Origin of the sequence: Lactobacillus sp. ESL0703 (genome assembly GCF_029433435.1) — a bacterium.
Lineage (GTDB): Bacteria > Bacillota > Bacilli > Lactobacillales > Lactobacillaceae > Lactobacillus.
Genome location: NZ_JAQTIB010000006.1, coordinates 1 through 22,874 on the forward strand (window position 1 = coordinate 1; position 22,874 = coordinate 22,874).

Annotated in this window: 18 protein-coding genes, 6 tRNA genes and 1 riboswitch; of the genes, 20 read left to right on the forward strand and 4 right to left on the reverse strand. The window is 38.8% G+C overall.

Annotated features, from left to right (window positions below; translation table 11 throughout):
- Window positions 1–86: 86 nt before the first annotated feature.
- The 7 genes from PT278_RS07555 (at window position 87) to PT278_RS07585 (ending at window position 4,100) form a co-directional block, all read left to right on the forward strand.
- Window positions 87–159, forward strand: a tRNA-Asn gene (locus PT278_RS07555).
- A 6-nt stretch (window positions 160–165) separates the two neighbouring features.
- Window positions 166–257: transfer RNA gene (locus PT278_RS07560), tRNA-Ser, on the forward strand.
- A gap of 668 nt (window positions 258–925) precedes the next feature.
- Window positions 926–998, forward strand: a tRNA-Val gene (locus PT278_RS07565).
- A gap of 133 nt (window positions 999–1,131) precedes the next feature.
- Window positions 1,132–1,203 (forward strand) — tRNA-Glu (locus PT278_RS07570).
- A 4-nt stretch (window positions 1,204–1,207) separates the two neighbouring features.
- Window positions 1,208–1,280 (forward strand) — tRNA-Val (locus tag PT278_RS07575).
- Between the two features lie 66 nt (window positions 1,281–1,346).
- A riboswitch (SMK box riboswitch) is annotated at window positions 1,347–1,434 on the forward strand.
- Window positions 1,432–2,631 (forward strand): methionine adenosyltransferase, encoded by a 1,200-nt coding sequence (gene metK / locus PT278_RS07580; protein WP_277131408.1) that lies wholly within the window; start codon window positions 1,432–1,434, stop codon window positions 2,629–2,631. (Overlaps the previous riboswitch by 3 nt.)
- A 17-nt stretch (window positions 2,632–2,648) precedes the next feature.
- Window positions 2,649–4,100: an MDR family MFS transporter gene (locus tag PT278_RS07585; RefSeq protein WP_277131409.1), complete on the forward strand. Its 1,452-nt coding sequence runs from the start codon at window positions 2,649–2,651 to the stop codon at window positions 4,098–4,100.
- A gap of 43 nt (window positions 4,101–4,143) precedes the next feature.
- On the opposite strand, the gene PT278_RS07590 is transcribed toward PT278_RS07585, so the two are convergent.
- Window positions 4,144–4,782 carry a phosphatase PAP2 family protein gene (locus PT278_RS07590; RefSeq protein ID WP_277131410.1) on the reverse strand — a complete coding sequence of 213 codons (639 nt, stop codon included), beginning with the start codon at window positions 4,780–4,782 and terminating at the stop codon, window positions 4,144–4,146.
- Window positions 4,783–5,070: 288 nt separating this feature from the next.
- On the opposite strand from PT278_RS07590, the gene leuS reads away from it, so the two are divergent.
- Both leuS and PT278_RS07600 read left to right on the forward strand, forming a co-directional pair.
- A complete protein-coding gene (gene leuS / locus PT278_RS07595) occupies window positions 5,071–7,485 on the forward strand; it encodes a leucine--tRNA ligase (protein WP_277131411.1) in 2,415 nt (804 codons plus the stop codon).
- 98 nt (window positions 7,486–7,583) lie between these two features.
- On the forward strand, window positions 7,584–9,227 hold the full coding sequence (locus PT278_RS07600) for a polysaccharide biosynthesis protein (protein ID WP_277131413.1): 1,644 nt from the start codon (window positions 7,584–7,586) through the stop codon (window positions 9,225–9,227).
- Window positions 9,228–9,351: 124 nt separating this feature from the next.
- Here PT278_RS07600 and PT278_RS07605 read toward each other — a convergent pair whose 3' ends face one another.
- Window positions 9,352–9,573 (reverse strand): PspC domain-containing protein, encoded by a 222-nt coding sequence (locus tag PT278_RS07605; protein WP_277131414.1) that lies wholly within the window; start codon window positions 9,571–9,573, stop codon window positions 9,352–9,354.
- 67 nt (window positions 9,574–9,640) lie between these two features.
- Window positions 9,641–9,724, reverse strand: a tRNA-Leu gene (locus PT278_RS07610).
- Window positions 9,725–9,824: 100 nt separating this feature from the next.
- Here PT278_RS07610 and PT278_RS07615 point away from each other — a divergent pair.
- From PT278_RS07615 to PT278_RS07660, 10 genes are all read left to right on the forward strand, one after another.
- Window positions 9,825–11,114 (forward strand): serine hydrolase, encoded by a 1,290-nt coding sequence (locus PT278_RS07615; RefSeq protein ID WP_277131416.1) that lies wholly within the window; start codon window positions 9,825–9,827, stop codon window positions 11,112–11,114.
- Between the two features lie 2 nt (window positions 11,115–11,116).
- Complete coding sequence (locus PT278_RS07620; RefSeq protein ID WP_277131417.1) at window positions 11,117–11,959, forward strand: NAD(P)H-hydrate dehydratase; 843 nt, start codon at window positions 11,117–11,119, stop codon at window positions 11,957–11,959.
- Window positions 11,960–12,022: 63 nt separating this feature from the next.
- The gene (locus tag PT278_RS07625) at window positions 12,023–12,667 is read left to right on the forward strand and encodes a L,D-transpeptidase (protein ID WP_277131419.1); all 645 of its coding nucleotides are present in this window, start codon (window positions 12,023–12,025) and stop codon (window positions 12,665–12,667) included.
- A 258-nt stretch (window positions 12,668–12,925) separates the two neighbouring features.
- Window positions 12,926–14,611, forward strand: a complete 1,686-nt coding sequence (gene argS / locus PT278_RS07630; RefSeq protein WP_277131420.1) for an arginine--tRNA ligase — start codon at window positions 12,926–12,928, stop codon at window positions 14,609–14,611.
- A gap of 107 nt (window positions 14,612–14,718) precedes the next feature.
- A complete protein-coding gene (fba, locus tag PT278_RS07635; protein ID WP_277131422.1) occupies window positions 14,719–15,633 on the forward strand; it encodes a class II fructose-1,6-bisphosphate aldolase in 915 nt (304 codons plus the stop codon).
- A 143-nt stretch (window positions 15,634–15,776) separates the two neighbouring features.
- Entirely contained in the window at window positions 15,777–16,961 is a 1,185-nt protein-coding gene (locus PT278_RS07640; RefSeq protein ID WP_277131425.1) for an MFS transporter, read from the forward strand.
- A 1-nt stretch (window position 16,962) separates the two neighbouring features.
- A complete protein-coding gene (locus PT278_RS07645; RefSeq protein WP_277131427.1) occupies window positions 16,963–17,508 on the forward strand; it encodes a histidine phosphatase family protein in 546 nt (181 codons plus the stop codon).
- Between the two features lie 192 nt (window positions 17,509–17,700).
- A complete protein-coding gene (locus PT278_RS07650; RefSeq protein WP_277131428.1) occupies window positions 17,701–18,456 on the forward strand; it encodes a hypothetical protein in 756 nt (251 codons plus the stop codon).
- Window positions 18,456–19,097, forward strand: a complete 642-nt coding sequence (locus PT278_RS07655; protein ID WP_277131429.1) for an ABC transporter ATP-binding protein — start codon at window positions 18,456–18,458, stop codon at window positions 19,095–19,097. The genes PT278_RS07650 and PT278_RS07655 overlap by 1 nt, the downstream gene beginning before the upstream one ends.
- Window positions 19,090–19,794, forward strand: coding sequence for a hypothetical protein (locus tag PT278_RS07660; RefSeq protein ID WP_277131431.1), 705 nt, complete (start codon window positions 19,090–19,092; stop codon window positions 19,792–19,794). The genes PT278_RS07655 and PT278_RS07660 overlap by 8 nt, the downstream gene beginning before the upstream one ends.
- Window positions 19,795–19,863: 69 nt before the next feature.
- On the opposite strand, the gene PT278_RS07665 is transcribed toward PT278_RS07660, so the two are convergent.
- The gene (locus tag PT278_RS07665) at window positions 19,864–20,718 is read right to left on the reverse strand and encodes an RluA family pseudouridine synthase (RefSeq protein ID WP_277131433.1); all 855 of its coding nucleotides are present in this window, start codon (window positions 20,716–20,718) and stop codon (window positions 19,864–19,866) included.
- A gap of 87 nt (window positions 20,719–20,805) precedes the next feature.
- Here PT278_RS07665 and PT278_RS07670 point away from each other — a divergent pair, with 87 nt between their 5' ends.
- Window positions 20,806–22,863: a PBP1A family penicillin-binding protein gene (locus PT278_RS07670; RefSeq protein ID WP_277131435.1), complete on the forward strand. Its 2,058-nt coding sequence runs from the start codon at window positions 20,806–20,808 to the stop codon at window positions 22,861–22,863.
- Window positions 22,864–22,874 lie beyond the last annotated feature (11 nt).

A 22,874-nucleotide genomic window follows, 5' to 3' on the forward strand; every position in this document is an offset into this window, starting at 1 on the left:
ACACAGTAGTTAAGCTTCTTCACGCCGAGAGTAGTTGGTGGGAGACTGCCTGCGAGGGTAGGACGCTGCCGTGCTTTTTTTAATATTCCGGCTTAGCTCAGTTGGTAGAGCGCTTGACTGTTAATCAAGATGTCGTCAGTTCGAGTCTGACAGCCGGAGTATTTTGGAGCGTTGTCCGAGTGGCTTAAGGAGCATGATTGGAAATCATGTATACGGGTTTTAATCCTGTATCGAGAGTTCAAATCTCTCACGCTCCGTCATTAATTTTAAAAAGGCAGTTAAATAAATTTAACTGCCTTTTTATTTGTTTTTGATATAAATATACACGAAGTTAAGTAATATAGATGATGTAATATTTCAAAACCTAGTTTTGATTCAATTTTATAGAGAAATTATACTAATAATTCAAAATGAGCTAAAAAGTACTTTTCTTGTTTTGTGTGTTCTTTATTCAAAATGAATTGGTATTGATCGTAAAAATGACAAATTAAAGTTTGGGTTGCTAAATTGGAATAGTTAACAAATTTTAAACTATTTAGTTTTGAGTAGGGCATATTATGGTTGACATCTAAATGTTCTACCCAAAATTAGTAAGAATCTGTGCTGCTATTGAAAAATATTTTCTATTATCTACAATTTTTGTTGGTTAATTTTTCAAGTGCTTTTCATGTTATTCTTTATAATATTTTTTATATCAATATTATGATTTATAGCTCAATCTTCCTTATAACACATGTTAATAATCAATATTGCTTTTGATAATTGCTCTCTTTATTAATGCTTTTAAATTGTTTTAAGCCTACTAACTTTTTAATTATAGTGGAGTAAAAAATTACGAATTTTGCAAAAAATGCTAAAAAAAGATAGACAAGTCCTCAACCTTTTGCTATAGTATTAAGAGTAGTCATGAGATGACAACGACCTCGGAGGATTAGCTCAGCTGGGAGAGCATCTGCCTTACAAGCAGGAGGTCACAGGTTCGAGCCCTGTATCCTCCATAATAATGGTGGTGTTAATTGCACCGCCATTATTTATGGGATTAATTAAATATTATTTTTCCTAATTGAGAAAGAATTCTTGCATTTTGCAATGTATCTAGTATACTAGTAAGAGTGCTTTGATTCAGGCTATGACCCGTTGGTCAAGTGGTTAAGACATCGCCCTTTCACGGCGGTAACATGGGTTCAAATCCCGTACGGGTCACTTTGGAGGATTAGCTCAGCTGGGAGAGCATCTGCCTTACAAGCAGGAGGTCACAGGTTCGAGCCCTGTATCCTCCATCGTTCTAAGACTACCGAATCTACGGTAGTCTTTTTTTATACAAAAGAACGAAACAATTTAATATTTATCGGTTCAAGTCCTGAGAGGATCCGCTGAGTAAGTGGAGATGCCTTGTAACCGAATAGCTGTTGTCTATACAGGGGGACTATTATGGAAAAACGTTTATTTACTTCGGAATCTGTTTCTGAAGGACATCCGGATAAAATTGCGGATCAAATTTCAGACGCGATTTTGGATGCGATTATTGCTCAAGACCCAGATGCACATGTAGCCTGTGAAACGATCGTTACCACGGGTATTGTGTACGTATTTGGTGAAATATCCACGAGTGCGTATGTTGATATTCAGTCAATTGTCCGCAAAACTGTTTTGCGAATTGGCTATGATAAGCCAGAGCTTGGTTTTGATGGCAATAATTGTGCGGTGCTTGTTGATATTGACGAGCAATCATCTGATATTGCTGACGGTGTCGATCATTCACTAGAAACACGTGAAAATCAGTCTGATGAAGATAATTTGGACCAAATTGGTGCAGGTGACCAAGGGTTAATGTTTGGTTATGCTATTAAGGAAACGCCAGAGTTGATGCCTTTGCCAATTTCACTTGCACACCGGTTAATGCGCCAAGTTGCACAACTTCGCAAAGACGGAACATTGACGTGGCTGCGCCCAGACTCTAAGGCACAAGTTACTGTTGAATATGATGAAGCCGGCAAACCGAAGCGGGTTGACACGGTTGTTATTTCAACTCAAACGGATGACCAAGTTACTAATGAAGAAATTCGCCAAGCAATGATCGATTTAGTCATTAACAAAGTAATTCCTGCTGAGTATTTGGATGAACAAACAAAGTTTTTGATTAATCCATCAGGCCGCTTTGTTATTGGTGGACCTAAAGGTGACTCTGGTCTAACTGGCCGTAAAATCATTGTTGATACTTACGGTGGTTACGCTCGTCATGGTGGTGGTGCTTTTTCAGGCAAAGATCCGACTAAGGTCGATCGTAGTGCTAGTTATGCTGCACGTTACGTGGCTAAGAATATTGTGGCTTCTGATCTAGCAGACCGCTGTGAAGTGCAGCTGGCTTATGCCATTGGTGTTGCTCATCCAGTATCCGTGATGATTGATACGGCAGGTACTGGAAAAGTCAGCGATGAGCTGTTGACTAAGGCTGTCCGTGAAATCTTTGATTTACGACCAGCTGGCATTATCAAGATGCTAGATCTGCGGCGCCCAATTTATGAGCAAACTGCTGCTTATGGTCATTTCGGTCGCACTGACATTGATTTACCATGGGAGAAAACTGATAAGGTTCAAGCAATCTTGGATTTTGTAAAGAAAAATAAATAATTTTAAGGAGGAGCATTATGAAAAAAACAAACGTACCAGTTGTTACGCTTGCGATTTTTATGACAACTTTTATGGCTGCGATTGAAGGAACAATTGTTTCAACTGCAATGCCAACCATCGTTTCTGACCTCAATGGTCTAGAAATTATGAACTGGGTTGTTTCAATTTTCTTATTTATGACGGCTGTATCGACTCCTTTATACGGAAAACTGGCAGATAGCATTGGTCGCAAGCCAGTTTTTTTGTTTGGTATTGCGTTGTTTGTCATTGGTTCAGCCCTTTGCGGTCAGGCACACAATATGATGGAGTTAATCTTGTTCCGGGTTATTCAGGGCCTTGGTTCTGGTGCAGTTCAGCCTGTTGCAATGACAATTATTGCTGATATGTACACTTTGAAAAAGCGGACCAAGATGTTGGGACTTAATTCTGGTTTTTGGGGTGTAGCTTCTGTTATTGCACCGCTTTTGGGTGGTTTTATCGTTCAAAACTTGTCTTGGCACTGGGTCTTCTATATCAATGTCCCAATTGGCTTAATTGCCTTCTTGCTGGTTGTGTTCTTTTTGCATGAACCAAAAGAAAGAGTGGCAGTCAAGCTGGATATTAAGGGGACTTGCTGGTTAACGATTCTATTATTAACCCTAATGTATGTACTGCAAGAATTAGGCTCGCTTAATTGGCTGATAACTGCGGCTCTAGTGGCTTTAATTGTAATTAGTGCAATTGCCTTTTATCAAGTTGAAAAGAAGGCAGATGACCCAATATTGCCGCTCTCGATGCTCAAAGGCAGAGAGTTCTTATCTTTGAACCTAATTACCTTATTTATTGCCGGAGTTGTAATTGGTTTTGAATTTTACATTCCGACTTGGATGCAGGGAATTAAAGGGACAAGTGCTACAATTGCCGGCTTTGCGGTTACGCCGAGTTCTGTAATGTGGGTTGTTGGTTCATTCTTAATCGGCAGTATGCTTGGGCGTTTTGGCGTTAAGAAAACTTTCTTCGGCATGCTGGGATTATTAGTAATTGCTGACTTTCTATTGCTGATTGTGCCGCTGCAAACACCATTTTGGGTATTTTGTGTTATTGCAACAATGAATGGTGTAGCTTTTGGGGCAATTTTAACCGCATCACAAGTTCGCTCACAAGTCCTGGTAGCCCCTGAAAACGTGGGTGTGGCAACATCCTTTAATACGCTGATGCGGTATTTAGGACAAACAATGATGGTTTCAATCTATGGGATTACTTTCAATACGATTGTTGCTGGTCAACTTGCTAAACATCCAAATCTGACACAGGCAATGATGAATAAGATTGTTTCATCAGTTAAGGCTAAGGAGCTTGCTGCTAATCTTGTTCCGCAGCTGCGGCAAGTATTGTTTAGTGCCTTAAAGGGTGTCTACGTTGTTTCAATGGTGGCAATTGTAATTTCAATTTTGATTAACTTTTGCTATAAAAAACAAGAAGAAAATTAAGTAATAAAAAAAGTCGACTGAAGTCGGCTTTTTTGTTAACAATTTATTCTTTTAGGTAGTAATGATACAGGATAGAATAACCAATTAAAACAAAGGTAATTCCTTCTAAGAACCCGCCTAAAACATCTGACGGATAATGAACATGTGTGAAAATTCGGGTGTAGCCAATTAATAATGGGAAACAAGCCCAAATAATACACAGAATAGTTTTACCAGCCCTATTTTTGACCATTAGAATAGTTAAAACAATTAAAATTCCGAACAACGTCGCACTACCAACAGAGTGACCAGATGGAAAACTATAGCCGTGGGCTGCAACCAAGTGGTGTACATAAGGCCTGTGGCGCGCAATCGCGTGCTTGATAACCCAATTGTAACCGTTGGCTGCAATCATTGTTCCCGCCGTAAAGAAAGCGTAGGCGTACTTTTTAAAGATGACCAAGATAATAAATAAGATAATCGTCTCAAGCACAATAACACTTGTGTTGCCCAAATTGGTAAAGGTTGTGGCAAATTTGATGTTAGCCGGATTGGTGTTACAGATAATTCCAATTACAGCTTGGTCAAATTTGTGAATGATTTGATTGCCTGAAGAAACTAGAATTGCCCAAATTGTATAAAGAGCCAAAAAGATAGTTGCGGGCACAATTGTATCTCTTTTGGCGTGTGTTGTATTACTCAAATGTTTTTCTCCCCTTGTTTTTTTTAGCATTTGTGGTAAATTATAATCATTATTGATAAAAAAATAAAGGTCAGGAACTAGTAGCAAGGTTGTTTTTCCTTAGAGAAAAGTCGGTTGGTGCAAGACTAAAAAAAACTAATTGTGAACTGAGCCTGAGAATAACCTTTCGTTGTGCTGCCGCGTTAAGGAGCGTTAGAGGGTCATGCTGCGGCATGAAACTTAGGTGGTACCGCGATTATTCGTCCTATGATTAGTTTCATAGGACTTTTTTTATGAGGTGAAGAATAGATGTACAATCACAAAGTCGTCGAAAAAAAATGGCAAGATTATTGGGCCAAGAATGATACTTTCAAAACGGGCAATGATCCGAAAAAGAAAAATTATTATGTAATGGATATGTTCCCGTTTCCGTCTGGCAAGGGATTGCATGTTGGTCACCCAGAAGGCTATACGGCAACTGATATTACCGCCAGAATGAAGCGGGCACAGGGCTATAACGTCTTATATCCAATGGGCTGGGATGCCTTTGGTCTGCCAACAGAGCAATATGCGTTAAAGACTGGTAAGGATCCGGCTGTTGTTACTAAGGAAAATATCGCTACTTTCAAAAAGCAGCTCCATAAGCTTGGCTTTTCATATGATTGGGACCGGGAAATTGCGACCTGTGATCCGAAGTATTACAAGTGGACCCAATGGACATTTGAGCAAATGTACAAGAATGGTCTTGCTTATGAAGCCGAAGTACCAGTTAACTGGTCGCCGGATTTAGGAACTGTTGTTGCTAATGAGGATATTGTTGATGGTAAGACTGAGCGTGGCGGCTACCCAATTTATCGCCGTAATATGAAGCAATGGATGCTCAAGATTACCGCTTATGCTGATCGACTTCTTGCTGGTCTAGACAATCTTGATTGGCCGGAAAACGTTAAGGAAATGCAACGTAACTGGATTGGTCGTTCAGTTGGTGCGCAAGTTACCTTCAAGATTAAGAATTCTGACAAGACCTTTGATATTTTCACAACTCGTCCTGATACCTTGTTTGGTGCCAGCTATGCTGTGTTAGCTCCAGAGAACAAGTTGGTTGAAGAAATTACAACAGCTGAACACAAGGCTGATGTTGATGCTTATGTTAAGGAAATTGAATCTAAGTCTGACTTGGAAAGAACTGATTTGAACAAGCATAAGACTGGTGTCTTCACGGGTGCGTATGCAATTAACCCAGTTAACAATGAAGAAATTCCAATTTGGATTTCAGATTATGTTTTAGCAACTTATGGTACGGGTGCTGTTATGGCAGTTCCAGCTCATGATGACCGTGATTACGAATTTGCCCAAAAATTCAACTTGCCAATTAAGGCTGTAATTAAGGGCGGCGACATTACTAAGGAAGCTTATACCGGTGATGGTGTCCACTTTGATTCCGAATTCTTAAATGGCTTGAATGTTGATGATGCCAAGAAGAGAATGGTCGCTTGGCTGGAAGACCACAATGTTGGTGAAAAGAAGGTCAACTACAAACTGCGTGATTGGGAATTTGGCCGTCAACGTTACTGGGGTGAACCAATTCCTATCATTCATTGGGAAGATGGCGAAACAACCTTAGTTCCAGAAGACCAATTACCACTAGTTTTACCGCATGCAACTGATATTAAGCCATCTGGTACGCCTGAAAGTCCGCTTGTTAACTTGACAGATTGGGTTAACGTAGTTGATGAAAATGGCCGCAAGGGTAAACGCGAGACTAATACAATGCCTAACTGGGCTGGCTCGTCATGGTACTTTATCCGTTACGTTGATCCGCATAATGACCAAAAACTTGCTGATTATGACTTGCTTAAAAAGTGGCTGCCAGTTGATTTGTACATTGGTGGGGCAGAACACGCAGTTCGGCACTTACTTTACGCTCGTTTTTGGAATATGGTTCTCTATGACTTGGGTGTTGTACCAAATGAAGAGCCATTCCAACGTCTATATAACCAAGGTTTGATTTTAAAGAACCACGAGAAGATGTCTAAGTCAAAGGGCAACGTTGTTAATCCAGACGATGTGATTGATGAATATGGTGCAGACAGCTTGAGAACTTATGAAATGTTCATGGGACCTCTTGATGCTTCAATCGATTGGGATGATAATGGTCCTGCTTCAACTAAGAAGTTCTTGGATCGCGTCTGGCGTCTATTTGTCAATGATTTAGATTTGAAGCCAATTCCACAAGAAAACATTGTTCCAGAAAATGATGGTGAGCTGGATAAAGTTTATGCAGAAACAGTTAAGAAGGTAACCGAAGACTTTGAGGCATTGCACTTTAATACTGCAATTTCACAAATGATGGTCTTTGTTAATGCCGCCCAAAAGGCCAAGACGATTCCACAAGAATATGTAGAAGGCTTCATTACCTTAATGGCACCAGTTGCACCACACATGATGGAAGAAATCTGGCAAATTATGGGTCATGACGAATCAGTTACCTTTGCCAAATGGCCAACTTATGATCCAGCCAAGTTAGTTGAATCAACAGTTGAGATTATGGTTCAAGTAAATGGTAAATTACGTGGCAACTTCAAGGTTGCTAAGGATACTGCTAAAGATGATTTGCAAGAACAGGCTTTAGCATTGCCACATGTCCAAAAATTCTTGGAAGGCAAAGATGTTAAGAAGGTAATTGTTGTTCCTAACAAGATTGTTAACATTGTTGCAAAATAAAATTTAATTTTTCCTAAAATGGATAGTTATCTGATTGAGAATTATCAGTTTTGCTTGCAAAATAGTATGGTTAGTACACTAGATTTAGGGAAAATTTAATGAAAGAAAATAATTTAAAAGAGCAAAACACGCAGGATACCTTTATTAAGGGTAGTGCATGGATGACTTTTGGCTCGATTACGTCGCGGATTTTGGGTGCGCTATACATCATTCCGTGGTTCATCTGGATGCAGCCGTATGGCAACATTGCTAACGCGCTGACAGCTAGAAGTTATAATATTTACAGTATTTTTATCTTGATCTCAACGGCAGGGATTCCTGGGGCAGTAGCTAAGCAGGTTGCCAAGTATAATGCTCTTAATGAATACGGTGTTGGCCGCAAATTATTTCGTAAGGGTCTAATGCTAATGGTGGCGCTCGGGATTGTTTCGGCAATTATTATGTATGTTGCATCGCCACTGCTGGCTTCTAATGGTTCACGCAGTGATCCGCGCCAAGTCGCGGTGATGCGCAGCCTATCTTATGCCATCCTGATTATTCCAATTCTGAGTATTATGCGGGGATACTTCCAAGGCTATACTGATATGATGCCATCGGCAGTATCCCAGTTTGTGGAACAGCTTGCCCGTGTTGTGTGGATGCTGTTAACTGCTTATGTTATCATGCAGGTGCAGCATGGCTCGTTTGTTGACGCGGTTGTACAGTCAAATTTAGCGGCGGCAATTGGGGCTGTCTTTGGAATTGCAATTCTAGTTTGGTTTTTGTTTTCAAGACGGCATAAGCTGAATGACCTTGTTGCTAACTCAAATAATGAAATTGAAGTTTCAACCATGGGTCTGTTTGGTGAAATTATCGCCCAAGCAATTCCGTTTATTATTATTGATGCGGGTATTCAGTTATTTTATTTAGTTGACCAGTATACTTTTCACCCAATGATTGCCAGTTTGGTGAAGGTAAGTTACAACACGATTGAAACTTGGTATGCCTTGTTTGCGCTCAATGCTAATAAGTTAATTATGATTATTGTGTCGCTTGCTAGTGCAATGGCAGTTACGGCAATTCCACTGCTTTCAGCAGCCCATGCTAAGCATGATTTCCATGGTATTTCCGAACAAATTGGTAATACGCTCGACTTATTTTTATTTGTCATGATACCGGCAGCATTTGGAATGGCAGCAATATCAACACCGATTTATACAATCTTTTATGGTTATGATAAATTAGGTTCGAATATTCTGTATTTGTCATCTTTTACAGCGATTTCGCTGGGACTGTTTACGGTTTTAATGGCAGTGTTGCAGGGCTTGTCAGAAAATGGTTTGGCAATAAAGTATCTCGTGCTTGGCTTGATTATCAAAATAATTGCGCAGTACCCAATGGTCTACGTCTTTAAAGTCTATGGACCTCTAGTAGCAACCAACTTGGGGATGCTGGTAATTATTTTCTTGGCTTTGAAGCATTTGCAGGTAAGTTACAACTTTAATAGCAGTCGGACTAGTCGGCGCTTCATTGGCATTACTTCATTTTCGATAATTATGTTTCTGCTTGTTTTAGCAGTTGAAAAGGGCTTGGAATTAGTGTTAAACCCAGTAGTTCGCTGGCAGGCATTATTAATTGTGGCTGTGGCTGTTCTTGTTGGTGGCATTTTCTACGTCTTTGCGGCAATTAAGTCTGAATTAGCCCAGAAGATTTTGGGTGACAAGATTGTCCCGATTTTAAGAAAATTACATATTCAAGCATAAGAAAAGACGCTATCACTTAATTGTGATAGCGTCTTTTTTGGTTACAAAAGTAGCTGATGAGCTATTTTTGTACGCCCCTGCCAAGGAACCTTATTGTAACATAATTAATGGATTAACTGCTTAATTAACGCTTAGTGTATTCACCATCTAAAACATCATTATGCTTGCCTTTTTCTGGAATTGCAAAGGCAGCGATAATGTAAAGGATTAGTCCCCAACCCGTGAAGCAAATCAAAGCACCGCCAATAATTCTTGTCCATGCTTTGTCCCAACCGAAATATTCGGCAATGCCACCCAAGACACCAGCTAAGATTTTATCGCGTGATTTTGTTAAATGTTTCTTCATTGTTTTGCTCCTTTGCTCCAATTTTATTTAATAAAAAAAGCTAATCATACAGATTAGCTTTTACTGATGCCCCGAAAAAGATTCGAACTTTCACTTAGTTACCTAAACAGCGACCTGAACGCTGCGCGTCTGCCAATTCCGCCATCGGGGCTTAAATATTTTTAACACAGTAATAATAATACCAAAAATTTGGTAAAATGTAAGCATAAAACGAAAAATATCTAAAATTTTTTTCTGACTAAGGAGGATTTATGACTTTTAAGCATAAATTTAACAAAATTATTGTTGCTCTGATAACGGTGGTGCTACTTATTTTACCAGTAGCACCAGCTTCTGCAGCAACGCAAGTATCGAGCGACTATCATGCCGATCAACTGCAGTTGAATGTTAAGTCAGCGATTGCAATTGATAGTAAGACTGGTCAGCTATTATACGGTAAAAATATCAATCAGCCGCTGCCAATAGCTTCAATGACCAAACTGATTACGGTTTATCTGACTCTGACCGCAATCAAAGAAGGAAAGTTAACGTGGCAAACTAAGGTGAAACCGACCGACGCGATTATTCGGGTTGCCAACAATAAGGATTTTTCTAATGTTCCGCTTCATGTGGGCCACGAATATAGCATTAAGCAGCTCTATCAGGCGACTTTGATTGAGTCAGCGAACGGTGCCGCAATGCTCTTAGCACAAGCCGTCAGTGGCGCTCAACAGCCGTTTGTTAGGCAGATGCGCAAGCAGTTAACCAAATGGGGAATTACTGATGCCCAAATCTATACAACTTGCGGATTGCCTAATAAAAATGTAGGTGCAGATGCTTATCCCGGCGCTTCTAGTGATGCGGAAAATAAGCTTTCAGCTAAGGATATGGCAATTGTGGGGCAACATTTACTGGCCGACTTCCCGCAAGTAATTAAAACGACTAAAATTGCTCACTTAGCTTTTGTCGATCAGACTACGAAAACACCAATGGCTAATTTTAACTGGATGCTTAAGGGGCTGTCACAGTATAATCCTCAGTTAAAGGTTGATGGCTTAAAGACAGGGACAACTGATGCGGCCGGTGCGTGCTTTATCGCGACAACTAAGTATAACGGTGCGCGGATTATTACTGTCGTGATGGGGGCTGAGCACCGTGATGGCACCGATCCTTCGCGGTTTGTTCAAACTAAAAAGCTATTAAGTTATCTCTATCATAATTATCGACCGATTATTTTTAATAAAAATGAAGTAATCACGGGGCTTACCAGTATGAAGGTTCATAATGGTAAGGCACGGCAGGTTAATATTGGAATGAAAGAAAATAGTGAAATCTGGGCACCGCTTACTGGTTCTAAGCTGCATGTTGAACTAGCCGATAATCAGGTTGAAGCGCCTGTAACGGCTGGACAAACAGTGACAGATTATAAATTTAAAGCAGGTTCAGAACAATTAATCTCACTGACTAATCCTGCTGGCATGCGTCTGCCAGCTAAATCGTTTCAAACGACAACGCGGGTCAACTTTTTAGTTCGCTTCTGGCGCTGGCTCTTTGGAGGTTAAAGATGGTTGCAATCCCAGCGGATATTTTAACTAAGGTAATTAAAAAAAGACCAAGTGATACTCATAAGGGTAATTATGGTCGCGTGTTATTAATCGGCGGTTGTGAAAATTATGGTGGTGCCATAATTATGGCTACTGAGGGCACGTTAAATAGTGGTGCTGGTCTAGTGGCGGTGGCAACGCACTCGCTTAATTTATCAGCGTTGCACGCCCGTGACCCAGAAGTAATGTATATTGATTGGCACGATCATGATTTGCCAGCTTTAATTAAAAAGATGGATGTGGTTGTTTGTGGCCCAGGGTTAGGACTAAGTAGTTTTGCGCAAGAGTTAATGCAAATGTTGTGCAGTACTTTGACCAGTGAGCAAACGCTGGTTTTGGATGCCAGCGGTCTTGATTTAATCGCTGAGAAGCGAAGTTTAATTCCCCAGCATGTTGGTAAAATTATTTTGACACCGCACCAAATGGAATGGCAGCGATTGAGTCAGATTAAAATTGCTTTTCAGACTGATAGCGCTAATTTAACGGCGCTAAATGAGTTATTTCCACGAAAAAATGCCATTTTGGTTTTGAAATCTAATCACACGCATGTCTATTGCGGGGATGGATCAATCTTTGTTAATCCATTAGGCAATCCAGGGATGGCAACTGGGGGCATGGGCGATACGCTTGCCGGCATTATTGGCGGCTTTTGTGCTCAATTTGGTAATAATCTTGATTCGATTATGGCTGCCGTTTACATTCATTCTTTGGCTGGCGATCATATTGCCCGAACAGATTATGTGGTCCGACCGACCAAAGTCAGCGCGCTATTGCCGCAGATAATGAAAAAATATGCAAATTAAAATAGTTATATAGAATTGGTTTTGTTGTAAAATAGGACTACGTGTTAGAAAGAAAGGATGAGAATGAAAAAAAGTCTATTAAAGCCGCTTACTTTTTGTTTTATAGTTTTAATCTGCGTCATTAGTTTGGCCCGAATTTCAATGCCGCAAACTCATGAAGAAATAAGTAATGCCAAGGCAAACCAAACTGTAGTTAAAAAGACAGCTGCTTCTTTTCGTCCTTATCAAGATCCTAGCGATTTGCGTCGGCCGTACAATTGGCGCAAGTCAAGCGAACGTAAGCCATACCCTAAGATTAAACGATTGGAAAACGATATCTCGATTCGTGTTTCGCTTAAGGGCAACCGAGTATATATTTTGCGCAATAACCGGCGTGTCTATACTATGCTGGCTAGCGGCGGGATATTCAAAAAGGGCAAGTCGTTAACACCAACAGGTACCTTTAAGATTCAAGACAATCGCGGGGAATCATTTTATAATCCTAACTTAAACGAGGGTGCCAACAATTGGACCAGTTGGGATAAAAATGACGTTTATTTGTTCCATTCAGTGCCAACTAAAGATAATGGTCAATATAATTTGAAAGAAGCTAAGAAATTGGGCAAGCAGCAGGGGTCACATGGCTGTGTTCGTCTAAGCGTACCTGATGCGCAATGGATAATGAAAAATATTAGGTCGGGTACCAAAGTAATTGTGAAGAATAATTAAATAAAAAGAGTTGGCTAAGACTCTTTTTCCTGTTATAATTTGTGCTGAGAACGATTAGAAGTAGTAGGCAATTTTCCATTTAGCGAGTCTGCAGCTGGTGTAAGGCAGGTTGGTAAAATTGTATGAAGGCGTGTCTAATCGATAATTCAGTAAATTTAATAAGCGGATACTTTGTATCAAATAGAGTGGTACCGCGGGTAAGAACTCGTCTCTTTCTGCATGAGCAGAAAGGGACTTTTTTTGTAAAGTGAGGTAAAAATGAATTTCAAAAATGAAGTAGTCGAGTTATTGGCACCAAAAGTTGACTTGCCAAAGGAAAAAATTGCGGCGTTAATCGAACGACCAAAAAATGAAAAAATGGGTGATTATGCCTTTCCAGCTTTTGCATTAGCTAAAGTGATGCATAAAAATCCTGCTGAAATTGCTAAAGAAATTGCAGAGCAATTGTCTAGTCCAGCTTTTTCTAATATTCAAGCAGTTGGTCCGTATGTCAACTTTGCAATTAATCATGAAAAATTAATTTCACAAACATTGACTGAAGTTTTAACCCAAAAAGAACATTTTGGTGACCAAAAATTAGGTACGGGCAACGTTCCGATTGATATGTCCAGCCCGAATATTGCCAAGCCGATGTCAATGGGCCACTTGCGGTCAACCGTAATTGGTAATTCAATTGCCAAAACCTTGCAAAAGGTTGGTTATACACCAGTAAAAATCAATTTCTTGGGAGATTATGGTACGCAATTTGGTAAATTGATTGCGGCTTATAAGCATTGGGGTAATGAAGAAGACGTTAAAAAAGACCCAATCATGAACTTGTTCAAGTACTACGTTAAGTTCCACGCTGAAGCTGAAAAGCATCCAGAACTTGACGATGAAGGTCGTGCTTGGTTTAAGAAGTTAGAAGATGGTGATCCAGAAGCCGTTGAGTTATGGCAATGGTTCCGTGAAGTTTCATTGGTTGACTTCAAGCGTATTTACAAAGATTTAGGTGTTGAATTTGACTCTTACAAGGGTGAAGCCTTCTTCAATGATAAGATGCAACCAGTTATTGATGAGTTGAAGCAAAAAGATTTACTGCATGAGTCACAAGGTGCGCAGGTTGTTGATATGGGCGAGGATGAGAATCCAGCTTTAATTGTCAAGTCAGACGGTACTAGTGTATATTTGACACGTGATATTGCTGCAGCACTCTACCGAATGAAGAGCTATAATTTTGTGAAAATGCTATATGTGGTTGGAAATGAGCAGGCACAGCACTTTGTGGAACTTAAGACAGTTCTAAAGAAGATGGGTTATGACTGGGCCGATGAAATTTACCATGTTCCATTTGGCTTAATTACCCAAGGCGGTAAGAAATTATCAACGCGTAAGGGTAACGTTGTCTTCCTTGACAAGGTATTAAAAGATGCAGTTGCACTTGCCCAAAAGCAAATCGAACAAAAGAACCCTGATTTAGCTGAACAAAAACAAGTTGCTCATGATGTTGGTGTTGGTGCCGTTATTTTCCATGACTTAAAGAATGATCGGACAGATAACTTTGACTTTGACTTAGAAGAAGTTGTCCGTTTTGAAGGTGATACTGGTCCTTATGTACAATACACAAATGCCCGGGCACAAAGTGTATTGCGCAAAGCTGCAAAGATGGACCAAAAACCTGAATTAAGCAACTTGAAATTGAATGATGACTGGTCCTTTAGTGTGGCTAAAGCCTTAGCTGATTTCCCTCGAATTATTGCCCGCAGCAGTGACAAATTTGAGCCGTCAATTATTGCTAAGTATGCACTAGATTTGGCTAAAAAATTCAACAAGTATTATGCCAATGTCAAGATTTTGACCAATGATGAGCAAATCGCTTCCCGCTTAGCGCTAGTAGAAGCAACATCAATTGTTTTGACGGAATCTCTGCGTCTGTTAGGAGTTAACGCACCTAAGGAAATGTAGTTGAAAAATATTTTTCTAAAACAAGCGCTTACATAAAATAAAAGATTGTTCAATGATTAATTATTACGGTACAATAGCAGTGTAAGTTTATATAGGAGGTATTTTTAATGGCTTATTTAGATAATGGTAATCAGATCTTTAAAGACGCTCGTAAAAACCATTATGCAGTAGGTGCATACAACACTAACAACTTGGAATGGACTCGTGCAATTTTGCGTGCTGCTGAAGAAACTAGAACTCCAGTTTTAATTCAAGTTTCAACTGGTGCTGCTAAGTACATGGGTGGCTACAAGATTGTTAAGGACATTGTTGAAGACACAATGGATGCAATGAACATTTCTGTTCCAGTTGTTTTGAACTTGGACCACGGTGACTTTGAATCAGCTAAGGAATGTATTGCACTTGGCTACTCTTCAGTTATGTTTGACGGTCATGCACTTCCAACTGATGAAAACTTAGCTAAAACTAAGGAAATCGTTAAGTTAGCTCATGAACGCGGAATTTCTGTTGAAGCAGAAATCGGTAAAATTGGTGAAAACCAAGGCACCGATGGTGGTGAATTAGCATCTGTTGAAGATGCTAAGGCATTCGTTGCTGCTGGTGTTGACAAGCTTGCTTGTGGTATTGGTAATATCCACGGCGTTTATCCAGAAGGCTGGAAGGGCTTGAACTTTGACCGTTTGAAGGAAATTGCTGATGCTGTTCCTGTACCACTTGTTTTGCACGGTGGTTCAGGTATTCCTGAAGACCAAGTTAAGAAGGCTATTTCTCTTGGTATTTCTAAGGTTAACATTAACACTGAATTCCAATTGGCTTTCCAAGGTGCTACTCGTAAGTACTTTGAAGAACATCATGATGAAGATAAAGCTAACAAGGGTTACGATCCTCGTAAGTTGTTGTTGCCAGGTACTGAAGCCATTACTGATGCCATGAAAGAAATGATTGGTTGGCTTGGGACTCCTTCAATCGATGAAGAACTTAAGAATGCTGCTTTTGACAGAAGCTCATTGAACGAAGAATAATTTAGCTTAATAATCAATAAAAGTCCTATTTGACTAATAAAGTCAGGTAGGGCTTTTTTGATATAACCGATATTTAGCTGCTTTTGAAAATAATTATTGCTTATGCTATATTAATAAAATATTAAAAAGAGGTGATTAATAAAATGAAATCTAGAACTATTGCTGGCAAAATTGCGGTAACTTTTTTAATATTTACTGCGTTTTTTACTTTATTTCGTTCTTCTATGGCGGGAATTTTTTCTTTATTTTATGCGAACAATGGTATTCATGATGCACAAATTTCTACAATTAAATCATGGCAAAGTGTTGGTATTTTAATTGGGATGCTGCCATCAGGATTTTTGGCAGATAGAATAGGCCGACTTAAAGTGCTAAACCTGTCAGCGATAATAATTAGTTTTAGTTTCTTTTTATTGATCTTAAAGCCGTGTTTTATAATATTTTCTCTAGCAGAATTTCTATATGGTATTGGCCTAGCTTTTAATTCTGGAACTTTGCTGGCGTATATTACTGACTTACAAGAATTAAACAAAATAAAGCCTGATAGTAGATTAATGGGTAAGCAAACAGCGATTTTGAATATTGCGACGCTGATTGGCGGTAATATTGGAACATGGCTCTTTGGCGTTAAAATGACTGCTCCTGTTTGGTTCGGACTGCTAGGGCTGGCTCTATATCCTTTGTTCGTCATTATTTTTATTAAAATCATGGGTTTTCATGATAATCGGGCATGGATTTTTAGTAATCGCATTAATTTTTTTAGTGCAATGATGGCTATCATTAAGAAAAAATCATTTTGGATTTTATTTTTAGTTAATATTGGTTACGATTGTGGAACGCAATTTTTAATGATTTATTGGTCGATTATTTATGTTAAACAGTTAGGTTTTAACTTATCCTTTGTGTATACGGCTTTTATGTGTGCAACAATTTTTGGAGCATGGTTGTTTCAACAAATATCCGGGAAAAATCTTAAGGGATTAACAATTATCAGTACATTATGCATGATGCTGCTATTATGTAGCAGCTCTATTTTTAGCAATCGATATATGTTACTGGTCATATTTTTACTTATTGAATTATTAATGGGTCTACTATCTGGTCAAATTTCTGCTTTTAGCAATTGGGCAATTTATGGTGAAAATAATAAGTCACTGATGTTGTCGACTGTTTCGTTTGGGGTAGAAGTTGTTGTTAGTTTGTCCCTAATTGTTGATGATAAAATTATCGCTGCTAGCAGTAATTTAACTATTATGTATTGGGTTTCAGCTGCATATTTTGCCTTAATTTTATTGGCTGTCCCATTATTAAACAAAGGTAAGAATTAAGATGACTACAATTTATTTGATTAGGCATGGTGAACCTGACACAAGCGTGCATGATGATTGGACAAGACCATTAACTAAGCTAGGACAGCAGCAAGCGCAAGAAATTGCTGATAAATTTAAGAATGTGTCGTTGACTGCTATATATTCAAGTCCGCTTAATAGAGCAGTGGCGACAGTAACACCTTTGGCGCAGCAACAAGATTTAATAGTACAAACAAGTAACTTGTTAGTTGAGCGCAGAATGCCTGAATGGTTTAGTGATGCTCAAGCTTTTGATGAATATACTAAGCGGCAGTGGCAGGACTTTACTTTTGCTGCCAAGGGTGGTGAATCCTTGGCAGAAGCACAGACAAGGTATCTTGATTTTTTAAAGAAAATACCTGAATCGGGGACAGTTGCAATTGGTACTCACGGGACAGTAATGTGTTTAGTCTATGATGCGGTATATCGCGGCAAAGGTTTTAATGTATGGAAAAGTTTACCATATACGGCGATTTTAAAACTAAATGTATTTAAAAATAGTATTGTTAATACAAGCTGTATTTAAAAAATAGAACCAATAAAATTGATGAATTTATTATTGATTTATGTCACAAATATGTTTATAATAACTTTTTTGTAAACATATTAAAACAAATTTAAAAGGTAGCAAATTAAGAGCAGCGTTTAGAGCCAATGGATATAATCTTCGTACCACAGAAGCTAATCTTAAATGGAGACCATAGAGAGATAAATTTAAATGAAAAAGTCTTTGAATAAGCCTGAATGCATTACTTTTTGGGCTAGCGTATTACTATATATTTTGATTTCTATGTTCTGTCAAATTGGAATTCCCCAAGAGCCTGTGTATTACAAGGCAATCGAGCAGAATTTTTATTTTAACAGTGTCGTAACTTATTTAATTCCGTTAATTGTTATCTTTATGGGTTGGCAAATGACATCAAGATATTGGTTTTCTAGTTTTAGAGAGTGGCAACTTTTAAGAAATAAAAAGAAGTATTGTTGGCAGCAAGTAAAGCGATTATTTATAGTTGCAGTATTGTTCACATTAATTAGCTGGATTCTTACGATGCCATTTGTTAAGTTAACATCATTTATTGGAGTGACTGCTCAAGACTATCATGAGCCTTTTACTTTTAGTAACGGCCTATTATATATTTTTGGTCATGGTGTGGGAATGTTTATTGCGATATTAATTGCAATACTTATTAATTTTGAGATAATGATGGTTCCTTTGATTAGTAATTACTGCTTCAAAAAGCAATGGCAAGTATTTGCGTTTTCTGTTTCTATAGTTACTTTTTTGCCGATACTGTTATTTGGATTGGGAATCATACCAGAGCAATGGGTTAGTTATAACTTGATCGGACTTTTTGATACTGCTGAGAGAGTAAGTCAACTGCAAGCACCTTTTTGCTTTTTATTTTTGGTATTGATGATAGAAATAATATTATTATATTTGATAAATAAGTATCGTGAAAGGACAAGTTATTAATGAATCAAGCAGTTATACTTGAAGATGTTGCCATTTCTTTTAAAAATCGTCCTTTGTTAACCAAGGTTAATTTTAAAATTTCTGCAGGAGATATTGCATTACTTAGTGGTGAAAATGGTTCAGGTAAATCAACTTTACTAAAAGTAATATGTGGACTAAGGCAGCCTAAAAGTGGTCGTGTTAATGTATTTGGAAAAGAATTAGGGCCTGGAAAGTTTGCCCAGCAAACTGCAGTATTGATTAATTCTCCTAGATTTATTAATGATATGTCAGGATTTGATAACTTGTGGGCATTGGCACAGATTAAGCATCAGATTAGTCAAGAAACAGTTAGATTGTGGATGAATCGTGTAGGCTTAGATCCTACAAGTAAGGTAAAGGTAAGAAAGTATTCCTTAGGGATGAACCAAAAATTAGGTTTAGCACAAGCTTTAATGGAAGATGAGAACTTAATTTTGTTGGATGAACCATTAAATGGCTTAGATAAAAACTCAAAACAAAAAATTGTTGACTTAGTTGAAGAAGTTCATTCAGAAAACCCACAAAAAACCTTTATAATTGTTTCCCATGATAATTATTTCAATACGATAGCCAATCGCTTTTTTGAAATTAATGGGGAAGAAGTTGCCGAAAATGTTTAAATTCTTAATTAAAACAAGTCACAAAAAGATTACTAGATTGATTATTGGATTAGTTTTAATCGCCCTTTGTGCTAGCATTTTTGGCTATATTGGGCCTATTTATGGCAAACCGAGTATCTGGCCTACTTTTTTTAACTTATCTGTAGGTATGGAAATGGCGGCTTTTGTCTTGCCGCTAGTAACTTTATTTGTCGGGTTTAGTATTTTTGAAATTATCGGAACGAGTTATTTTGATGTAATTGAAATTCGTGCAGGTGAGCGAAAAGATGACTTAAATGCATTCATGGTATTAGCATTTTTTGTGGCATTTTTAATTGAATTAATATTTCTTGTAACTGTAGTTATTAAGGGAATATTAACTGGTACTAGTGCTGATTCTAAGTATTTGGTTACAGCTCTAATTGAATTTTGGCTGCAGTTAATTGATATATATGTGTTTTTATTATTTATGTTGTTAATTCAACTGATTTTTAAAAAGACGGGCTTAACATTTTTATTTGGTTCTGTATATACAATATTAATGTTCGGCAGTTTAAAAGGTCTTTTACCTTTTAATCGCCCAATAATTGCTGGCACAGAATTGTTCTTTTTAGCGCGTAAATTAATTAGTCCGGCGTATTCATTCTTAGGATTAATTTGGTTAATAATAATGGTAATTGCAATTAAGTTTACCGCAATTAAACTTTATGAAAAATGACCAAGCTGTAACGTAAATGTAAGTGAAATTACAAAAAATATGAGATATTAAAAATCGCTAGACTTTTGTCTAGCGATTTTTTTCTAGTGGCAGTTTAACCTGAACTTTATCAAAGGAAAAGGGCTTATTAAATGACATCTGGTAGGCAGTTAAGTGCAAAAGCTCATCTGGTCTGTATTCCGGATTATAGAGCGGATCGCCAACAATTGGGCAGCCAATAGCGGCTAAGTGGACGCGGATTTGGTGTGTACGGCCAGTTTCAAGCTGTAATTTAATTAGTGCTGTGTCAGATGTTTGGCTTAAAACTTGATAATGGGTGATTGATGCCAACCCATCTTCACGAACCATTCTTTTGCGTTGGTCATTGGGGTCATGACCGATCGGTAGAGCGATTGTACCACTTGCTTGCAATTTTTCTGGGTGATTAACAACAGCGAGATATTCACGATGAAAAATTTTGGTGGTTAATTCGCGATTAAGAATTGGCACGACAGCTGGATTTTTAGCAACTAGCAATAAGCCATTGGTTAACATATCTAGCCGGTGGACAACAAAGGGACTGAAGCCTAAGTAAGTAGCACAGTCGTTTAATGCAGTATTGGTTTCAGCTAAATTTGGATGCGTCTTTTGTCCGGCTGGTTTATTAATTACTAATAAGTCTTGGTCTTCATAAATAACGTCGGGCAAGTTGCCGCTTGCTGGATAGATACCTTGCTGGGAATCAACACAATCCAATTCCAATTCAATTTTGTCATCGGGATAGACTAACTGACTAAAATATCGGTAATTGCCATTGACGCGAATTTTTTGCTCAATTCGCAAGAAATGCCGCCACTTGCGCGGCACTAAAAGTTGGCGCAGCAGGTCACCGACAGAACATGGTTTGAGATTTTTGGGATAATTAAGTGTAAAATAATAGCTCATAAATATTTATTAAGTCTTTTTGTAAATAAAACTAATCCTCTTCTAATATGATACAATTCTAAGTGTTTCTAAAAAGGAGCAGAATTCATGGACAATAATGAACCAAAGAAAAACGGTTTAAGTAGGGCGTGGCATCGCTTTGACAACCGTTTTTATATCGGTCGCTGGATTATTTTAATCCTGCTTAGCGTGATCCTTTTGGTTTGTACGTATTATACCGTTAAAGTAAAAACTTCGAATATATCTAATTTAAAGGCCTCTTTGTCAACAACGACTGCCATTTATGATTATAAAGGTCAGAAGGCAGGCTCGCTGTATTCTCAAAAAGGTTCCTTTGTCGAATATAATAAAATTTCGCCAAATGTCAAGAATGCTGTGATTTCGACCGAAGATCGAACATTTTGGACTAATCCCGGCTTTAGTGCTAAAGGAATGGCACGGGCGGCATTGGGACTTGTTATTCATCATGGACAGATTTCTGGTGGTGGTTCAACCATTACCCAGCAGCTTGCCAAAAATGCGTTGTTAACCCAGCAGCAGACATTTTCGCGTAAGTTGGAAGAATTATTTTTTGCCGTTGAGATTACGCATGTTTATTCCAAAAAAGATATTTTAACAATGTATCTCAATAATGCCTATTTTGGTAATGGTGTCTGGGGAGTTCAAGATGCCAGCAAAAAATATTTTGGTAAAGATGCCAGTCAGTTGACTGTTGGCGAGGGTGCAACACTGGCTGGAATTCTGCGTAATCCTAGCCAATATAATCCAATTGACCACATGTCTTATGCATTGTCGCGGCGAAATTTGATTTTGAATTTGATGGTTGCTAACAAAAAATTGTCGCAATCAGCTGCTAGTGCGGCGCAAAAGCAAGGTCTAACCTTAGTTGATGCTTACCATAACCAAGATGGTTACCGTTATCCATACTTTTTTGATGCTGTGGTTGATGAGGCCATTGACCGTTACGGCTTAAAAGAAGAAGACGTAATGAATAAGGGGCTGAAAATTTATACGACGCTGAACCAGAATTATCAAGGACAGCTGCAGGATAAATTTAACCAGGACTGGTTGTTCCCACAAAACGCTGCTGATGGCACCCAAACGCAGGGAGCGAGTGTAGTGATGGACCCGGCAACTGGTGCTGTGCGAGCAGTTATTGGCGGACGCGGCAAGCATGTCTTTCGTGGGTATAATCGGGCAACGCAAATGAAGCGCCAGCCTGGCTCATCCATTAAGCCGCTGGTTACGTATGCGCCAGCTCTGCAAGAGGGTTATCATTATGATTCGTCGTTATCTAATAAGCTCCAGCGATTTGGGAAGAACGGCTATGAGCCTCACAACGTTGATAATGGCTATTCTGATAAAATTCCAATGTATACAGCGGTGGCTCAAAGTAAGAATGTACCGGCAGTTTGGCTTTTAGATAAGATTGGGGTTGCCAAGGGCGTTCAGTCGGCAAACAATTTTGGCTTGAAGGTACCTAAGTCTGACCAAAATCTGGCTTTGGCGCTTGGCGGCTTGTCTAGTGGTGTCTCGCCGTTGCAAATGGCTAGGGCTTACTCTGCCTTTGCCAATAAGGGAAATTTGCCCAATAATTCATACTTTATCACTAAGATAACTGATGCTAGTGGCAAAGTTTTGGCTGAAAATCATAATCCAGGCACCCACCGCATAATTTCAACTAATACTGCCAAGGAAATGACAACTATGCTTCTTGGCGTTTTCAGTAATGGTACGGGGGCTTCGGCACAGCCTAGTGGTTATCGAGTTGCGGGGAAGACGGGGTCAACGGAAGTACCTAATTCTTATGGCTTTGGTACTAAGGACCAATGGATCGTTGGGTATACCCCTGACGTTGTTATCGCAACTTGGGTTGGCTTTGATCGAACTAACAGAGAGCATTATATGCATGGCATTTCGGAAACGGGAATTACAAGGCTGTATAAGGCCGAGATGGAAGGCATTCTGCCGTATACCGCGCAAAATCAATTTACCGAGCAGGCCCCTAACCAAATTGTTAAGCAAAATGGTTCCGGAACGGATTGGACCGGTGGTATTGGCGATAAAATTGAAAAAGGTTTTGGTTCGGCGAGTCAAAAGCTCAATGAATGGTATAATAATATCAAGGGCCTAATCGGCCATTAATTTAGGAGGAC